This window comes from Bradyrhizobium sp. (assembly GCF_030654605.1).
In the GTDB taxonomy this organism is placed as follows: Bacteria; Pseudomonadota; Alphaproteobacteria; order Rhizobiales; family Xanthobacteraceae; genus Bradyrhizobium.
In genome coordinates this window covers 17,338-33,034 of record NZ_JAURXB010000225.1, presented here as the reverse complement: position 1 = coordinate 33,034, position 15,697 = coordinate 17,338, and the positions used below count along the sequence as shown (strand labels likewise).

Genomic DNA, 15,697 nt, shown 5'->3' with positions numbered 1-15,697 from the left:
GAGCTCCTCGCAATGACGAGCGCACCATTGCTTTTTTGAAATTCGTTCGGCTCGATCGGAGCTGAGACTGAAACGGGAGAAATAGATGCCTGAGGCATATATCTACGATCACGTTCGCACGCCGCGCGGCCGCGGCAAGGCTGATGGCGCGCTGCATGAGGTGACCGCGGTGGCGCTGGCCACGGTGCCGCTGAGGGCGCTCAAGGAGCGCAACAATCTGAAGGAAGACGTCGTCGACGACGTCATTCTCGGCGTGGTCGATCCGGTCGGCGAAGCCGGCTCCGACATCGCACGGTTCGCGGCGATGAATGCGGGCCTCGGTGAAGCCGTCCCCGGCATCCAGATCAGCCGTTTCTGCGCCTCCGGCCTCGATGCCGTGAATTTCGCCGCCGCCCAGATCATGAGCGGTCAGCACGACCTCGTTATCGGCGGCGGCGCCGAATCGATGAGCCGCGTCGGTATCGGCGCCTCCGGCGGCGCCTGGCCGATGGACCCCTCGATCGCGGTGCCCACCTACTTCATGCCGCAGGGTGTGTCGGCCGACCTGATCGCCACCAAATACGGATTCTCGCGCGACGACGTCGATGCCTATGCGGTGCAGAGCCAGCAGCGCGCCGCCAAAGCCTGGGACGAAGGCCGCTTCAAGAATTCCGTGGTGCCGGTGAAAGACATCAACGGCCTCACCATCCTCGCCAAGGACGAGCATATGCGTCCCACCACGACGATGCAGTCGCTCGGTCAGTTGCAGGCCGCCTTCGCGGCGGTCGGCGCGATGGGCGGCTTCGATGCGGTGGCGATCCAGTCGCATCCGGAAATCGAGCGCATCAACTACGTGCATCACGCCGGCAATTCGTCGGGAATCGTCGACGGCGCCGGCGCCGTGCTGCTCGGCAGCAAGGAAGCGGGCAGCAAGCACGGCCTGAAGCCGCGTGCCAAAATCCGCGCCTTCGCCAATATCGGCTCGGAGCCGGCGATGATGCTGACCGGTCCGGTCGACGTCACCGAAAAACTGTTCGAGCGTTCGGGCATGAAGAAATCCGACATCGACCTGTTCGAACTGAACGAAGCCTTCGCCTCGGTGGTGCTGCGCTACATGCAGGCCTTCGACATCGACAGTGCCAGGATCAACGTCAATGGCGGCGCCATTGCGCTCGGCCATCCGCTCGGCGCGACGGGGGCGATGATCCTCGGCACCGTGCTCGACGAACTCGAGCGCACCAACAAGTCGACCGCGTTGATCACGCTGTGCATCGGCGGCGGCATGGGCACCGCGACGATTATCGAGCGGGTTTAGTTCGCAGGGTGGGCAAAGCGTCTTCGCCGTGCCCACCAATACAAGCTTCGACATCAATGGTGGGCACGGCGCCAAGCGCGCCTTTGCCCATCCTACGATCAGAGACAACCGCCGCGCCTGCTGGCAGTCGGCATCGAGGGAGCAACCACATGGCCTTCAAGAATTTCAAGCTGGAAACCGACGCCGACGGCATCGTGCTGGTGACCTGGGACACCCCGGGCCGCTCGATGAACGTGCTGGACGAAACCTCGGTCACCGAGCTCGAGGAGATCGTCAAGCAGACCTCGGCCGATGCCGCCGTGAAGGGCGTCGTCATCACTTCGGGCAAGGAGGCGCTGTGCGCCGGCGCCGATCTGTCGATGCTGGAGGGCATGAGCAAGCAATATGCCGACATGCTGAAGGCCAAGGGCGAGGAAGCGGCCAACCAGGTGCTGTTCGACCAGAGCCGCCGCTTCTCGCAGGTGTTTCGCAACATCGAAATCAGCGGCAAGCCGTGGGCTGCCGCCATCAACGGCCTCGCGCTCGGCGGCGGCTTTGAGCTGACGCTTTCCTGCCATTACCGCGTGGCCGCCGACAATCCCAAAACCCGGCTCGGCCTGCCCGAAATCAAGGTCGGCCTGTTCCCCGGCGCCGGCGGCACCCAGCGCGTGCCGCGCATCGTGTCGCCGCAGGATGCCATGCAGCTGTTGCTGAAGGGCGAGGCGATCAATCTGGCCAGGGCCAAGGCGCTGAACCTGATTCACGCGATCGTTCCCGCTGCCGATCTGATCCAGTCCGCCAAGGACTGGATCAAGGGCGGTGGCAAGGCGATCGCGCCTTGGGACGAGAAGGGCTTCAAGCTTCCCGGCGGTCCGGTGTTCTCCAAGAACGGCATGATGATGTTCCCGGCCGGCAATGCGATCTTCCGGCGCGAGACCTACGACAATTATCCGGCCGCGCGCGCCATCATGAGCTGCGTCTATGAAGGCCTGCAGTTGCCGATCGACGCCGCGCTTCGGGTGGAGTCGCGCTACTTCACCAGGATTCTGCGCTCCAAGGAAGCGGCGGCGATGATCCGCAGCCTGTTCCTGTCGATGCAGGAACTGAACAAGGGCGCGCGGCGTCCGCAGAACGTGCCGCCGACCAAGGTGAAGAAACTCGCGATCATCGGCGCCGGCTTCATGGGCGCCAGCGTCGGCTATGTCTCGGCGCGCGCCGGCATCGACGTGGTGCTGATCGACCGCGACCAGGCCAGCGCCGACAAGGGCAAGGGCCACGCCAAGGCCGTGATCGACGATCTGATCAAGAAGGGCCGCGCCAAGGAAAGCGACAGCGAGGCGATCCTCGGCCGCATCACCGCGACCGCCGACTACAACGTGCTGAAGGATTGCGACCTGATCATCGAGGCGGTGTTCGAGGACCGCAAGGTCAAGGCCGAGACCTATGCCAAGGCGCAGCCGCTGCTGAAGTCCGACGCCATCTTCGCCTCCAACACCTCCACGCTGCCGATCAATTCGCTGGCGGAAGAGTTCAAGGACCAGGGCAAGTTCATCGGCATTCACTTCTTCTCGCCGGTCGAGAAGATGATGCTGGTGGAAATCATCGTCGGCAAGAACACCAATGACACAGCGCTCGCCACTGCGCTGGACTACGTGCGGGTGATCGGCAAGACCCCGATCGTGGTCAACGACTCCAGGGGCTTCTTCGCCAACCGCTGCGTGCTGCGCTTCACCGCCGAAGGGCTGGAAATGCTGATGGAAGGCGTGCCGCCGGCGATGATCGAGAACACCGCGAAGATGGCGGGCATGCCGGTCGGGCCGCTGTCGCTGGCGGACGAAGTGGCGCTCGATCTCGTGCTCAAGATCATGAAGGCGACCGAGGCCGATCTCGGCGCCAATGCCATCGACCAGAGCCAGAAGAAGCTGCTGGTCGAGATGGTCGAGAACCAGGGCCGCTTCGGCCGCAAGAACGGCAAGGGATTTTACGATTATCCCGAAAAGGGCAAGGGCCAGAAGAGCCTGTGGACCGAACTCGCCGGCCTGCAGTCGAAGCATCTCGATCCCGATACCCTCGACATCGAGGAGATGAAGCAGCGCTTCCTGGTGGTGCAGGCGGTGGAAGCCGCGCGCACCGTGGAAGACCATGTCATTACCGACATGCGCGAGGCCGATGTCGGCTCGATCCTCGGCTTCGGCTTCGCCCCGTTCACCGGCGGCACGCTGTCCTATATCGACTTCATGGGCACCAAGAACTTCGTCGAACTGTGCCGCAGACTGGAAGCCAAATACGGCTCGCGCTTCACGCCGCCAAAGCTGCTGGTCGAGATGGCCGCCAAGGGCGAAACCTTCTACGGCCGCTTCCCGCCGAAGAAGCTGGCGGAGAAGGCGGCGTAAGCTACACAAAAGGTCGTCGTCCCGGCGCGTAGGCCGGGACGACGCCGTCGTTGGTTCTCGCAGTGCGACACACAAAATGGGCCGGATCCTCGATCCGGCCTTTTTGCATCCGGGATGTGTCGCTAGCCCGCTTCTGCTTAGTTGCGATCTCATGTAGCTGTTCGAAGTGACTGGCTCGGCAGGTAATCGTGGCAATGCGAAGCGTTATCGTTCTCGGCGCCGGAATGGTCGGGGTCTCCACCGCGCTGCAGTTGCAGCGCCGCGGCTGGTCCGTCGTGCTGGTCGATCGCAAGCCGCCCGGCCGCGAGACGAGCTACGGCAATGCCGGCTTCATCCAGAGCGAAGCCGTGCGGCCCTATCCGATGCCGCGTGATCTTGCCACGCTGGCGGCGATCGCGACAGGGCGCGCCAACGATGTCCATTACGGCGTCAGTTGGCTGCCGCGGCATCTTGGTCCCTTGCTGCGGTACTGGTGGCATTCCGCGCCGGATCGGCACGACCGCATTTCGCAGGCTTACGCGCGGCTCATCGCAAAGGCGACGAGCGAGCATGACGTGCTGATCCGGGAAGCTGGCGCTGATAATCTGGTGCAGCGAAGCGGCTATCATTCCCTGCGCCGCACCCAGGCAGCACTGGATGAAGTGGCGGCGGTCGCCGAGACGCTGGCGGCCGAATTCGGCGTGCGATCGGAAATCATCAGCCCGGCACAGCTTGCCGCGGCCGAGCCCGGGCTCAACGAGACCGGGGCGGGGGCTGTTCACTGGCGAGACCCCTGGACGGTCTCGGACCCAGGCGGGCTCGTCTCCGCCTATGCCGACCTGTTCACACGCAACGGCGGCACCTTCGTCAACGGCGATGCGGCCACATTGGCGCCGACGGCTGCCGGCTGGACGGTTCAATCGAATAATGGCCCGATCGCTGCCGAGGCGGCCGTGGTGTCGCTGGGGCCATGGTCTCCCGATCTCCTGCAAAGATTCGACTATCGTTTTCCGATGCTTCGCAAGCGTGGCTACCACCGGCATTTCAGCGGCGGCGGCCGACTCAATCTGCCACTGCACGATCCTGAGTTCGCCTACGCCATGGCGCCGATGGCGAAGGGATTGCGGATTACGTCCGGCGCCGAATTGATGGGACCGGAAAGGTTGCCGCAGTCGCGTCAACTCGATCGCGCCGAGCAGGCGGCGCGGCGGCTGCTCGATCTCGGCACTGCGATCGAGGCCGAACCCTGGAGCGGCGTTCGCCCCTGCATGCCCGACATGCTGCCGGTCGTGGGACCGGCGCCGAAGCACAAGGGTTTGTGGATGCATTTCGGGCACGGCCATCACGGCCACACGCTCGGGCCTACGACCGGTCGCATGCTGGCCGAGCTGATGAGCGGAGAGCCTGCCTTCACCGACGCCTCGGCCTTCAGCCCTGCGCGATACTGAGCGGCCCGCCAGACGGAAAGGGCCGGATCGTCGATCCGGCCCTTCATCTTGTCGCTACCTCTGCAGCCTTACGCCGCCGCCTTCATCAGGCCTTCCTTGGTCAGCGCGGCCTGCACCGCCGGCCGGGCGCCGACCCTGGCCTTGTAGGCCAGCAGGTTCGGCAGCGCGGCGAGGTCGAACTTCATCCGCTCGGCCCAGGACAGCATCGTGAACAGATAGCCGTCGGCGACGGTGAACTGCTTGCCCATCAGGTAGTCGTTGCCGGCCAGCGCGCCGTCGAGGTACTTGAATTTGCCCATTACGCGGTCCTTGAAGAACGCCTTGGCGTCGTCGGCCAGCACCGGTGAGAACATCGGACCGAAATTCTTGTGCACCTCCGAATTGATGTAGGTGAGCCACTCCTGCAGCTTGTAGCGCTCGGCGCTGTCGCGGGCGGGCGCCAGATTCTTGCCCGAAACCTTGTCGGCGATCATCTGGACGATGACGGGGCCTTCGGTCACTACCTCGCCGCTGTCCAGCACCAGCGTCGGCACCTGGCCCTTGGGGTTGATGCCGAGGAAATCGTCTCCGTTTTCGAGCTTTTTGGCCTTCAGATCGACCTTGACCAGATCGTAGGGCAAACCGGCTTCAAGCAGCGCGATATGGGGCGAAAGCGAGCAGGCGCCGGGGGAATAATAGAGTTTCATGGGGTTTTCCTTCCCTTGGATTATTGGATATACGGGACCGGGGGATTAAATGCATCTGCATGAAATAGTCAAGATTGATGCAGGTGCATTTAGTGCGGTACACTCTCCCGTGACATTGTGGGCTGGACCATGAAGCGCAAACCATCGACCGAGGCGACCGCCGCCTGGATCCGCCTGATGCGGGTGCAGAGCCGGGTGCTCGATGCCGTCGAGCAGGAGCTGAAGAAGGCCGGCTATCCGCCGCTGGCCTGGTATGACGCGCTGCTCGAACTGTCGCGGGCGCCGACGGGCGAAATGCGCCCGGTCGAGCTGGAAAAGCAGATGCTGATTCCGCAGTACTCGACGTCGCGGCTGATCGACCGGCTGGTGGACGAGGGACTGGCGGCGCGCCGCGAATGCAAGATCGACAAGCGCGGCCAGTTCGTCGAGATTACCGAGGCGGGGCGAGAGCTGCAGAAGAAGATGTGGAACGCTTATTCCGCCGCGATCGAAAAACACGTCGGCTCGAAATTGTCCGATGCGGATGCCGTCAGGCTCTGCGGACTGCTCGACCGGCTGGGCTGCTCCTGCGGCGAGGCCCAAGCGCTCGCCGCGAGAGACGGCGCGCCCGCCCGATGATATCATTTTCTCCGCAAGTATTCCCGGGCCGGTTGGTCCGCGGATACCCCCGACACCGCGCGCGTTCGTTTGCAGCGCCCCACATCCGGAATTTGCATGGCGCGTGATCAGATCGATATGACGCCGCTGGCGTCGCGCGACGAACTGGTGGCCTGGCTGGCGGCGGGCGTGAAGCCTCCTTCCGAATTCCGGATCGGCACCGAGCACGAAAAAACCCCGTTCACGCTGCAGGGGCACCATCCCGTGCCTTACGAGGGCCCGCGCGGCATCGGCGCCGTGCTGGAGGGCATGCAACTCCTGCTCGGCTGGGAGCCGATCATGGAGCGCGGCAACATCATCGGTCTATACGACGTCACCGGCGGCGGCGCGATCTCGCTGGAGCCCGGCGGGCAGTTCGAGCTGTCAGGCGCGCCGGTCGAAACCGTGCACCAGACCCAGTCCGAGCTGATGGCGCATCTGGCGCAGGTGCGCGAGGTCGCAACGCCGCTGGGTATCGGCTTTCTCGGGCTCGGCATGACGCCGTCATGGTCGCGGGCACAGATTCCGATGATGCCCAAGGGCCGCTACAAGATCATGACCAACTACATGCCGAAGGTCGGCCAGTACGGTCTCGACATGATGTACCGGACCTGCACGGTGCAGACCAATCTCGACTTCTCGTCGGAAGCCGACATGGTCAAGAAGCTCAGGGTGTCGGTCGCCCTGCAGCCGATCGCGACCGCGCTGTTCGCCAATTCGCCGTTCACCGAGGGCAAGCCCAACGGCTTCCAGTCGTTCCGCTCCGAGATCTGGCGCGATACCGACAATGCGCGGTCGGGGATGATTCCGTGGGCGTTCGAGGACGGCATGGGGTTCGAGCGCTGGGTCGACTACGCGCTCGACGTGCCCATGTATTTCGTCAAGCGCGGCGACGAATATATCGATGTCTCCGGTTCGTCGTTCCGGGCCTTTTTCGACGGACGCAACAATTCGTTCCCCGGCGAGCGGCCGACGCTGTCGGACTGGGCCAACCACCTGTCGACGATTTTTCCCGAGGTGCGGCTGAAGCGCTACCTGGAAATGCGCGGCGCCGACGGCGTGCCGTGGGGGCGGCTGCCGGCGCTGCCGGCGTTTTGGGTCGGATTGCTCTATGACGACACCAGCCTCGACGCCGCCTGGGACCTCGTGAAGCACTGGAACGCCGCGGAGCGCCAGGCGCTGCGCGACGACGTGCCGCGCTTCGGCTTCAAGGCCAGGATCCGCGACCGCTATCTGTTCGAAATCGCCAAGGAATGCGTGGCGCTGGCGCATTCGGGCCTGCGGCGGCGTGAGCGCGTCGATCACCTCGGCCGTGACGAGAGCCGGCACCTCGAGCCGCTGGAGCGGATTATCGATTCCGGCCACACCCCCGCCGAGGAGATGCTGGAGAAATTCAATGGCCCCTGGCATGGCTCGGTGGAACCGGCCTACGACGAGTACGCTTTCTAACTCGGACTGTTGAACGGCGTTCATCCGCCGTACAGGTTGACGGCGATCAAATGGCGGCCCGCGAACCGCGGGTTAAAGTCCAATCAGTCGAAAGCGACAGGGTATGTGGAAAGGCCGCCTGCTCAGGGCGTGTTTGGTGGTATTTGCCATGCTGGCGTTCACCACGGCCACCCGACCCGCCCAGGCCCAGGCCAATTTCGATCGTCCGGGCGGCGACTATCTGCGCTCGCCGGTTCCATCGGGCGATCCGGCGGATTGCGCCCTGCTGTGTGAGCGCGACCGGCGCTGCCGGTCATGGACGTTCAGCTATCCGACCGATGTCTACGGCGGCGCGGTGTGCTGGCTGAAGAGCACGGTGCCGGCGCGCACTCCGGACAATTGCTGCGTTTCCGGCGTGCGCGGCGCCGGCGTGGTCGAGCCGAGGAACGACAAGATCGAAACCTCGATCGACCGGTTCGGCGGCGACTACCGCAATTTCGATTTGAAGGGCGGCGGCGAAGGCGACGACGAGTGCAAGGCGGCCTGCACCGCCGACAACAAGTGCCGCGCCTGGACCTATGCCCGCCCGGGCTATGCCGGCAAGGCCGCGCGCTGCTTCCTGAAAAACGACATCAAGCCGCCGCGCCGCAAGGCCGGGTTTACCTCGGGCGTGGTGCGGTAGCACTGTCGTCCCTGCGAACGCAGGGACCCATAACCACAGGCAGTCGGGGCTGCGAAAAGTCGTCGAACAACTTATTTAATCGATGGATCACGCGGTATGGGTCCCTGCGTTCGCAGGGACGACAGCTAATTCAATCTGCCGGCAGCACCGTGAGCTCCGGCCACAATTTCTTCCAGCGCGCCGCCTTCACCGCATAGACGTCGTAACCGTCTTGCGTGCGACGGATTCCGACCTTGGTAGTCCTGGTCAGGAAGCGATCGATGCCTTCGGTCGAGCACCGCAGCGGAGGGTAGGGCAGGCCATGCTTTTGCGGATACCAGAGATGGACGCGAGCCTGGTTGCGCACCTCGACCGTGACACCGAGCCCGGCGAACGCGTTCTGCAACTGCCGGATCACGGCATCCTCGGCCTGCCACGAGATGTCGGGATCGAAATAGAACACGTCGTAATCGTTGATGCCGTAGTCGAGCGCGCGGTTCGTCAACCCGTTCCACACGGTCTGCACCAGGCATCCCGAGACGAGCCACGCATCCGGCAAAGCGAGCCGGAACAATTCATCCGTTATCGCCGCATTGACGGGATTGCGAAGGGCCAAAGCGAGGAATTCGGATTGGTTCATCGGTGCGCAACACGATCAGTCCTCATCCTGAGGAGCGGCGTCTTCGCCGCGTCTCGAAGGATGAGATGATGTGGGTCTCATGGTTCGAGACGGCGCTGAAGAAGCGCCTCCTCACCATGAGGCATTTCTCTCAATGCACCGCGGTGAAAAACCGCGCGACGCGGAAGCCGGATAGCCAGGTCCAGACCGGCTGGCCGCGGATGCCGAGGTCCCAGGATCCGACCACGGCGTCGGCGCGGCCGACCAGATTGTCCATCGGCAACAGCCCGACGCCGCCGTCGCGCACGGCGACGCGGCTGTCGGCGGAGTTGTCGCGGTTATCGCCGAGCACGAACAGCCGGTCCGGCGGCACGATCACTTCCGGCGTGTTGTCGAGCCGGCCATTGTCGCGCATCTTGAAGATCGCGTGGGTGACGCCATCAGGCAGCGTCTCGATGAAGCGCTGGGCCGGCCCGCCGCCGGCATCGTCCTCGGATTGTCCTGTTCCGTCAGGCTTCAGCGCGGCGGCGCGATTGTTGATGAAGAGCTGGCCCTGCCGCATCTGGATGCGGTCGCCGGGGAGGCCGACGACGCGCTTGACCCAGGCCTGCGAGCGGTCGCCCGGCCAGCGGAACACGACGACGTCGCCGCGCTTCGGCGTGCCCCCGAACACCCGCCCGGTCTCGGGCAGGTTGATCTGGATCGGCAGCGACGAGGTGCCGTAGCCGTAGGGATATTTCGAGGCCAGCAGCGCGTCGCCGATCAGCAGCGTCGGCTCCATCGATCCCGACGGAATGTAGAATGGCTCGGCGATCGCGCCCTTGGCGACGAACACGACGGCCACGATGGCCGCGAGTTGCACGGCCTGGCCGCGCCAGCTGCTCGCCTTCGGCGGCGTGGCTTCCTTGTCGATGCTCACTAGCCGGTTCCTCCGACCGTGATCTTTTCCATCCGCAGCGTCGGCTGGCCGACGCCGACCGGCACGCCCTGGCCGTTCTTGCCGCAGGTGCCGATCCCGGTATCGAGCGCCAGATCGTTGCCAACCATGGTGATGCGATGCAGATCCGTGGGACCGTTGCCGATCAGCATGGCGCCCTTCAAGGGCGCGCCGATCTTGCCGTTCTCGATCTTGTAGGCCTCGGTGCACTGGAACACATATTTGCCCGAGGTGATGTCGACCTGGCCGCCGCCGAAATTGGCGGCGTAGATGCCGTTCTTCACCGAGGCGAGGATTTCGGCGGGGTCGCGGCTACCCGCCAGCATGTAGGTGTTGGTCATGCGCGGCATCGGCACATGGGCATAGCCCTGGCGGCGGCCGTTGCCGGTCGGCTTCATGTTCATCAGCCGGGCGTTCTGGCGATCCTGCATGTAGCCGACCAGAATGCCGTCCTCGATCAGCACGGTGCGGTTGGTCGGCGTGCCCTCGTCGTCGATGGAAAGAGAACCACGCCGCGACGCCATGGTGCCGTCATCAACCACGGTGACGCCTTTGGCCGCGACCTGCTGGCCCATCAGGCCGGCGAAGGCCGAGGTCTGCTTGCGGTTGAAATCGCCTTCGAGGCCGTGGCCGACCGCTTCATGCAGCATCACGCCGGGCCAGCCGGCGCCGAGCACCACGTCCATTTCGCCGGCCGGCGCCGGCACCGATTCCAGATTGACCATGGCCTCGCGGATCGCGCCGTCGGCGGCCTCGCGCCACGCCTTGGTCTCGATGAAGCGGGCGTAAGGCTCGCGGCCGCCATAGCCCTTGCTGCCGCTTTCCTGCCGGTCGCCCTGGCCGGCCACCACGGAAACATTGACGCGCACCAGCGGGCGGATGTCGCGATAGCTCTCGCCGTCGGGCCGCAAAATTTCCACCACCTGCCAGGTCGCCATCAGGCTGACCGTCACCTGCCGCACCCGCGGATCCTTGTCGCGCACGTAGGCGTCGATCTCGGCCAGCAGTTTTATCTTCGATTCAAAACCCGGCGCATCCAGCGGATTCTCGTCGCCATAGAGCCGCACATTGGTATGCCCCGGCGCCGCCGCCAGTTTCCCGCTATAGCCGCCCCGCACCGCATTGACCGCATCCGCGGCGCGGATCAGCGCCGGCAGCGAGACATCGGAGGAATGCGCATAGCCGACCGCGTCATCCTTGACCGCGCGCAGTCCAAACCCCTGCGCGGTGTCGTAGGTGGCCTGCTTCAGCCGCCCATTGTCGAACATCAGCGCTTCGGACTGGCTGTATTCCAGGAACAACTCGCCGTCGTCCGCCCCCTCCAGCCCGCGGGCCACCTGATGGCGGACGGCATCGCGGTCGAGATTGGCGCGGTCGAGCAGGGAGGTTGTGGGGGATAGGCTGCTGGCGGGTGTGCTCATCGAAGCTCCGGGGATCACTGGTTCGGTCAAAGATAGGTATGGCGAGGCGGCAGGGCTAGCCGGTCAGCCAACTCTAGAAATCAAGGGTGGTTTTGGCGTGGCGGCTTCGGGTGCTCGTTTTCGCCGCGGGGGGAGGCCTTGGGCGGAGCCGCCGCCGGAAACCCATACTCCTGCGACCATTTGAACAACTCATCGAACATCGGCTTCAGCGCCTGGGCTGATGGTGTGATCTCGTATTCCACGCGCGGGGGCACTTCGGGATAGACGGTGCGCTTGACGAGTCCGTTGGCTTCGAGATCGCGCAACTGCGTCGTCAGCATGTGCTGGGTGACGCCGGGGATCGACTGGCGCAATTCACCGAAGCGGTGCTTGCGCTGAACCAGCTGCCAGAGAATCTCGCCCTTCCATTTCCCGGCCAGCACCCCGAGCGCGCGATGGAATTGCGGCATCAGGCCATCGCACGGCTCGGACGCGGAAATCTCGGCGTTTTTCTCAATAGTCTTCTTTTTCATACTACCTCAGGAAAACCATCCTACTTGTGTTTTTCATCTTACTCCCGAATTTTGCGTATCGAAAGCCTTCGCGGGTTCTGCACGGACTTGCCGTCTGCCGCGGGTCGCAAAACCGTTCGAACCAATGTTATCCATGTCACTTGCTGCCACATCGACGCCATCGCGCTGGCCCACGGTCGGTCTCTGGGTCATCAGGGGATTGCTCGCGCTTGCTTTTGTGGGCGCGGGCGGCGCCAAGCTCTATGGCGTACCGATGATGGTGCAGGAATTCGAGCATATCGGGCTCGGGCAGTGGTTCCGCTATCTGACCGGCGCGCTGGAAGTGCTGGGGGCGTTCTTGATCCTGACGCCGTCGCTCGCGGCGTTCGGCGCCTTGCTGCTGATCGGCATCATGATCGGCGCGACCATCGCCCACCTGTTCGTGATCGGCGGCACCGCGGTGCCGGCGCTGGTGCTGCTGGCACCGAGCGCCATCGTTGCCTATGTGAAGCGCGGCCAGCTCGCGTCGCTTGCCAGAATATTGTGAGGTGGCCGCGTTGCGCTTTTCCCACCGTGAATGGACCGTTGCCGCAGGACTGATGCTGGCCTTCGCGGTGCCGCTGGCCGTGACCCTGTTGCTGACGGGATCGCAGGCGGCTCCCGCAAAGCCGGAGGCCAAAGCAACTGAAAAGGCTACTGCAAAGGCCGCTGCGCATCGGCTGGTGCTGCCGATCAACACCGATGATCCCACCACGATGCGGGCGCTGATCTCGACCTCGCTCAACCTGCCAAAATACTACCAGGAGCGGAACGAGGCGTTCACGATCGAAGTCGTCGCCTACAATGCCGGCGTTCACATGTTGCGCGCCGATACCTCACCGGTGAAGGACCTGCTGCGGGTGCTGAAGTCGGTCAATGCCAACATCCGCTTCGTGGTCTGCGACGCCACCAAGCTCGGCATGGAGCGGCAGGAGGGGCGTCCGGTCACGCTGATCGGCGGCGTCGAGATCGTGCCGAGCGGCCCCGGGCGCATCATCGAATTGCAGGAAGCCGGCTGGTCCTACATCCGGTCGTGATCGTGGATTCAGAAGATTTGGATTCAGGCCTGCACCATGGAGCATCCGGCATGACGTCGTCTCATAGCCCGACCCGGCGCAGCCTTGTCGCCGGCATCACGGGCGCGGCCGCCGCGCTCGCGATCCCGGCCTTGCCGGGTCGCGCCGTCGCTGCCGGGCCGCCGCCATTTGTAACGGCCAGGCATCAGTTCACGCTGGTTCGCGGCGCGCGGCCGATCCCGTCGGTAGCGATCCCGCGCCTCGGCGGCGGCGTGCTCGATCTGGCTTCGTTCCGCGGCAGGGTGGTGCTGGTCAATTTCTGGGCGACCTGGTGCGCGGCCTGCCGTATCGAGCTGCCGATCCTGGATCGACTCGAGGCCAGCCGCCGCGGCGACCTCGCGGTGGTCGCCATCGCCACCGACCGCGAGCGGTCCGTGGTCGCGCCCTACGTCAAGCAGCTGAAGCTTCGCCGACTCACGATCGGCTTCGATCCCGGCGGGCTGGTGGCGCGTGCCGGGACCAACGACGGCCTCGACACGCCATTCGCGCTTTACGGCATGCCGATCTCCTTCCTGCTCGGTGTCACCGGGCAGGTCGAGGGCTACATGACGGGTGAAGCGGACTGGCTCTCGATCGAAGCGCGCCGACTATTCGATTATTACGCCAGCCAGCGCGCGTGAGGGAGGCGCGCCGGACTGCGGGCCAAGCCCTCACGGCAGCTTGTCATACCCCTCGCCGATGCCGTTCAGGCTCAGCGGAAACCCGATTCCCTCTTCCGGGGTCTCGAAGATAATGAACGTCGCCGTCTTCGCAGTGCGCAGCTGCCCGAGCAGCTTGTCGTCCATCACGACTTCCGCCACGCAGCCATTGGGCAGGCAGCGGACAAAACCGGCGCGGCCGACGTCCTGATTGTCGAGCTTCAGGCCGAGCCCGGAGGGCAAGAGCACGCCGAGCGGCGCTACCACCCGCATCAGCTTGCTCTTCTGGTCGGCGGTTTTCAGCACGATCACGGTGAGGCCGGCATTGGAGCGGTCTTCCGCCACCACGCTCTGGATCAGGGCGCATTGCTCGCCCTGGGCGCCAGGCGGGTTGTCGCAGCGGATCTGCCAGTCGCCATGCACCGAGCGCACCGCGCCTTGCGCGTAGGCGGCGCCGGTCAGGCCCAATGAGAGCGCGGCGGCGAGACTCGCCACAGCCAGGCTGGCGGCCTTGAGCCGACCCAAACCGGCGGCCCAACCCTGGCCGCCCTGGCCCACGCTTGTCGCCCGGTGTGTCGAACGCCCCATCAGGGTCGATTCCTCTAATATTCCTCAGGCTGGGCCGGTCCGAGCATTGGACTGGCCTTCGACTGGCCTTGGACTGATACGGCAAATGACGGCGCCTTGAAGGCGATATTCCCGGGCCTTACGCCCGAATGGGTGCTCCCCAGGCGAATCAGGCGCCTCGGGATCACCCTGTCTGTGCCTACATCGGGCAATCCGGCTGTCAAGCGCGATCGGCCCGCCGCAATGGGACTGTGGCCTGATTCCATGGGAAAAGCCGGCATGCGCCGAATAGCCGGTGACACGCCGTGCCATACCTTACTACTGCATTGCGAGAGCCTGAGAATTATGGTTTGAGAGGCTGGATTTCGACGCGTTCTAGCTTTCTGGCCCCGGTACTCCAGGCAGTACCTCCCAAGGCCGTTTGTCTGGGGACGGATCGTGCAGCATCTCCCGCCATCCGGCGGAATGCTTTGGGGATTTAGCTTTGGGAATTCATCATGGGAGCGCGAGCGGCATGAAGATGTCGATGGGCCGGATTGGCCGACGGTTGCTGGGTTTGGCGGTGGCAGGCGTTGCGCTGGCGGCCGGCGGTGCGGCTTTCGCCGAATTGGGCCAGCCAAGGCCCTGGGAATGGACCCTGCAGGAATCGGCCACGCCGGTGATGGACAAGATCACTTCGTTCCATACCCTTTTGGTCTGGATCATCACCATCATCACGCTGTTCGTGCTGGCGCTGCTGATCATGGTGGTGTTGAAGTTCAACGCCAAGGCCAACCCGGTCCCCTCCAAGACCACCCACAACACCCTGATCGAAGTCGCCTGGACCCTGATTCCGGTGCTGATCCTGGTCGCCATCGCGGTGCCGTCGTTCCGGCTGCTGTTCCAGCAACTCGACATTCCCAAGGCCGACCTCACCGTCAAGGTGACCGGCAAGCAGTGGTACTGGAGCTACGCCTACCCCGATAACGGCAAGTTCGAATTCGATTCGCTGATGGCCCAGGACAAGAAGCCCCGGCTGCTCGGCGTCGACAACGAGATGGTGGTGCCGGTCAACAAGGTGATCCGGATCCAGACCACCGGCGCCGACGTCATCCACGCCTTCGCGGTGCCGTCCTTCGGCATCAAGATCGATTCCATCCCCGGCCGCCTCAACGAGACCTGGTTCAAGGCCACCAAGACCGGCTGGTTCTACGGCCAGTGCTCGGAACTGTGCGGCAAGGACCACGCCTTCATGCCGATCGCGGTGCGGGTGGTGAGCGATCAGGAATTTGCGGCCTGGGTTGAGACCGCGAAGAAGAAGTTTGCGACCAACCCGGCGAATTCGTTCGCCGCGGCGGCAGGCGCAGTCGCGCAGTAAGCCTGACGGCTTTAAGCGCGGCACTGGGACAAGGGCGACGGGACCGCG

16 protein-coding genes are annotated in these 15,697 nt (G+C 64.4%); 10 read left to right on the top strand and 6 right to left on the bottom strand.

The window, feature by feature from the left end; genetic code table 11:
- The first annotated feature begins 85 nt into the window (after window positions 1-85).
- The 3 genes from Q7U29_RS20295 to Q7U29_RS20285 all read left to right on the top strand — a co-directional run bounded on the left by Q7U29_RS20295 (window position 86) and on the right by Q7U29_RS20285 (window position 5,093).
- Window positions 86-1,294: an acetyl-CoA C-acetyltransferase gene (locus Q7U29_RS20295; protein ID WP_304744282.1), complete on the top strand. Its 1,209-nt coding sequence runs from the start codon at window positions 86-88 to the stop codon at window positions 1,292-1,294.
- A 149-nt stretch (window positions 1,295-1,443) separates the two neighbouring features.
- Entirely contained in the window at window positions 1,444-3,666 is a 2,223-nt protein-coding gene (locus tag Q7U29_RS20290; protein ID WP_304744280.1) for a 3-hydroxyacyl-CoA dehydrogenase NAD-binding domain-containing protein, read from the top strand.
- Window positions 3,667-3,860: 194 nt separating this feature from the next.
- Entirely contained in the window at window positions 3,861-5,093 is a 1,233-nt protein-coding gene (locus Q7U29_RS20285) for an FAD-binding oxidoreductase (RefSeq protein ID WP_304744278.1), read from the top strand.
- Window positions 5,094-5,161: 68 nt separating this feature from the next.
- Here the strand turns inward: Q7U29_RS20285 and gstA are convergent, their stop codons facing one another.
- Window positions 5,162-5,779, bottom strand: a complete 618-nt coding sequence (gene gstA / locus Q7U29_RS20280) for a glutathione transferase GstA (RefSeq protein WP_304744277.1) — start codon at window positions 5,777-5,779, stop codon at window positions 5,162-5,164.
- Between the two features lie 129 nt (window positions 5,780-5,908).
- Here gstA and Q7U29_RS20275 point away from each other — a divergent pair, with 129 nt between their 5' ends.
- The 3 genes from Q7U29_RS20275 (at window position 5,909) to Q7U29_RS20265 (ending at window position 8,525) form a co-directional block, all read left to right on the top strand.
- The gene (locus Q7U29_RS20275; protein ID WP_304744275.1) at window positions 5,909-6,397 is read left to right on the top strand and encodes a MarR family winged helix-turn-helix transcriptional regulator; all 489 of its coding nucleotides are present in this window, start codon (window positions 5,909-5,911) and stop codon (window positions 6,395-6,397) included.
- Window positions 6,398-6,493: 96 nt separating this feature from the next.
- A complete protein-coding gene (locus Q7U29_RS20270; RefSeq protein WP_304744274.1) occupies window positions 6,494-7,864 on the top strand; it encodes a glutamate--cysteine ligase in 1,371 nt (456 codons plus the stop codon).
- 103 nt (window positions 7,865-7,967) lie between these two features.
- Window positions 7,968-8,525, top strand: a complete 558-nt coding sequence (locus Q7U29_RS20265) for a PAN domain-containing protein (protein ID WP_370691795.1) — start codon at window positions 7,968-7,970, stop codon at window positions 8,523-8,525.
- A gap of 130 nt (window positions 8,526-8,655) precedes the next feature.
- On the opposite strand, the gene Q7U29_RS20260 is transcribed toward Q7U29_RS20265, so the two are convergent.
- The 4 genes from Q7U29_RS20260 to Q7U29_RS20245 form a co-directional block, all read right to left on the bottom strand.
- Window positions 8,656-9,144, bottom strand: coding sequence for a nucleotidyltransferase family protein (locus Q7U29_RS20260; RefSeq protein WP_304744270.1), 489 nt, complete (start codon window positions 9,142-9,144; stop codon window positions 8,656-8,658).
- Window positions 9,145-9,274: 130 nt separating this feature from the next.
- Complete coding sequence (gene lepB / locus Q7U29_RS20255; protein ID WP_304744268.1) at window positions 9,275-10,042, bottom strand: signal peptidase I; 768 nt, start codon at window positions 10,040-10,042, stop codon at window positions 9,275-9,277.
- Window positions 10,042-11,481 carry a metalloprotease TldD gene (gene tldD, locus Q7U29_RS20250; RefSeq protein WP_304744267.1) on the bottom strand — a complete coding sequence of 480 codons (1,440 nt, stop codon included), beginning with the start codon at window positions 11,479-11,481 and terminating at the stop codon, window positions 10,042-10,044. The genes lepB and tldD overlap by 1 nt, the downstream gene beginning before the upstream one ends.
- A gap of 80 nt (window positions 11,482-11,561) precedes the next feature.
- Entirely contained in the window at window positions 11,562-11,930 is a 369-nt protein-coding gene (locus tag Q7U29_RS20245; protein WP_370691798.1) for a winged helix-turn-helix transcriptional regulator, read from the bottom strand.
- Between the two features lie 196 nt (window positions 11,931-12,126).
- Here Q7U29_RS20245 and Q7U29_RS20240 point away from each other — a divergent pair, with 196 nt between their 5' ends.
- From Q7U29_RS20240 to Q7U29_RS20230, 3 genes are read left to right on the top strand one after another with little or no spacing between them, the layout of a single operon-like run.
- Entirely contained in the window at window positions 12,127-12,519 is a 393-nt protein-coding gene (locus Q7U29_RS20240; RefSeq protein WP_304744263.1) for a DoxX family protein, read from the top strand.
- 1 nt (window position 12,520) lies between these two features.
- Window positions 12,521-13,048, top strand: coding sequence for a DsrE family protein (locus Q7U29_RS20235; RefSeq protein WP_304744261.1), 528 nt, complete (start codon window positions 12,521-12,523; stop codon window positions 13,046-13,048).
- A gap of 50 nt (window positions 13,049-13,098) precedes the next feature.
- Complete coding sequence (locus tag Q7U29_RS20230) at window positions 13,099-13,707, top strand: TlpA disulfide reductase family protein (protein ID WP_304744260.1); 609 nt, start codon at window positions 13,099-13,101, stop codon at window positions 13,705-13,707.
- A 30-nt stretch (window positions 13,708-13,737) separates the two neighbouring features.
- Here Q7U29_RS20230 and Q7U29_RS20225 read toward each other — a convergent pair whose 3' ends face one another.
- Complete coding sequence (locus Q7U29_RS20225; protein WP_304744259.1) at window positions 13,738-14,313, bottom strand: invasion associated locus B family protein; 576 nt, start codon at window positions 14,311-14,313, stop codon at window positions 13,738-13,740.
- 493 nt (window positions 14,314-14,806) lie between these two features.
- Between Q7U29_RS20225 and coxB the strand changes: the two genes are divergently transcribed.
- Entirely contained in the window at window positions 14,807-15,649 is an 843-nt protein-coding gene (gene coxB / locus Q7U29_RS20220; protein WP_304744257.1) for a cytochrome c oxidase subunit II, read from the top strand.
- Window positions 15,650-15,697 lie beyond the last annotated feature (48 nt).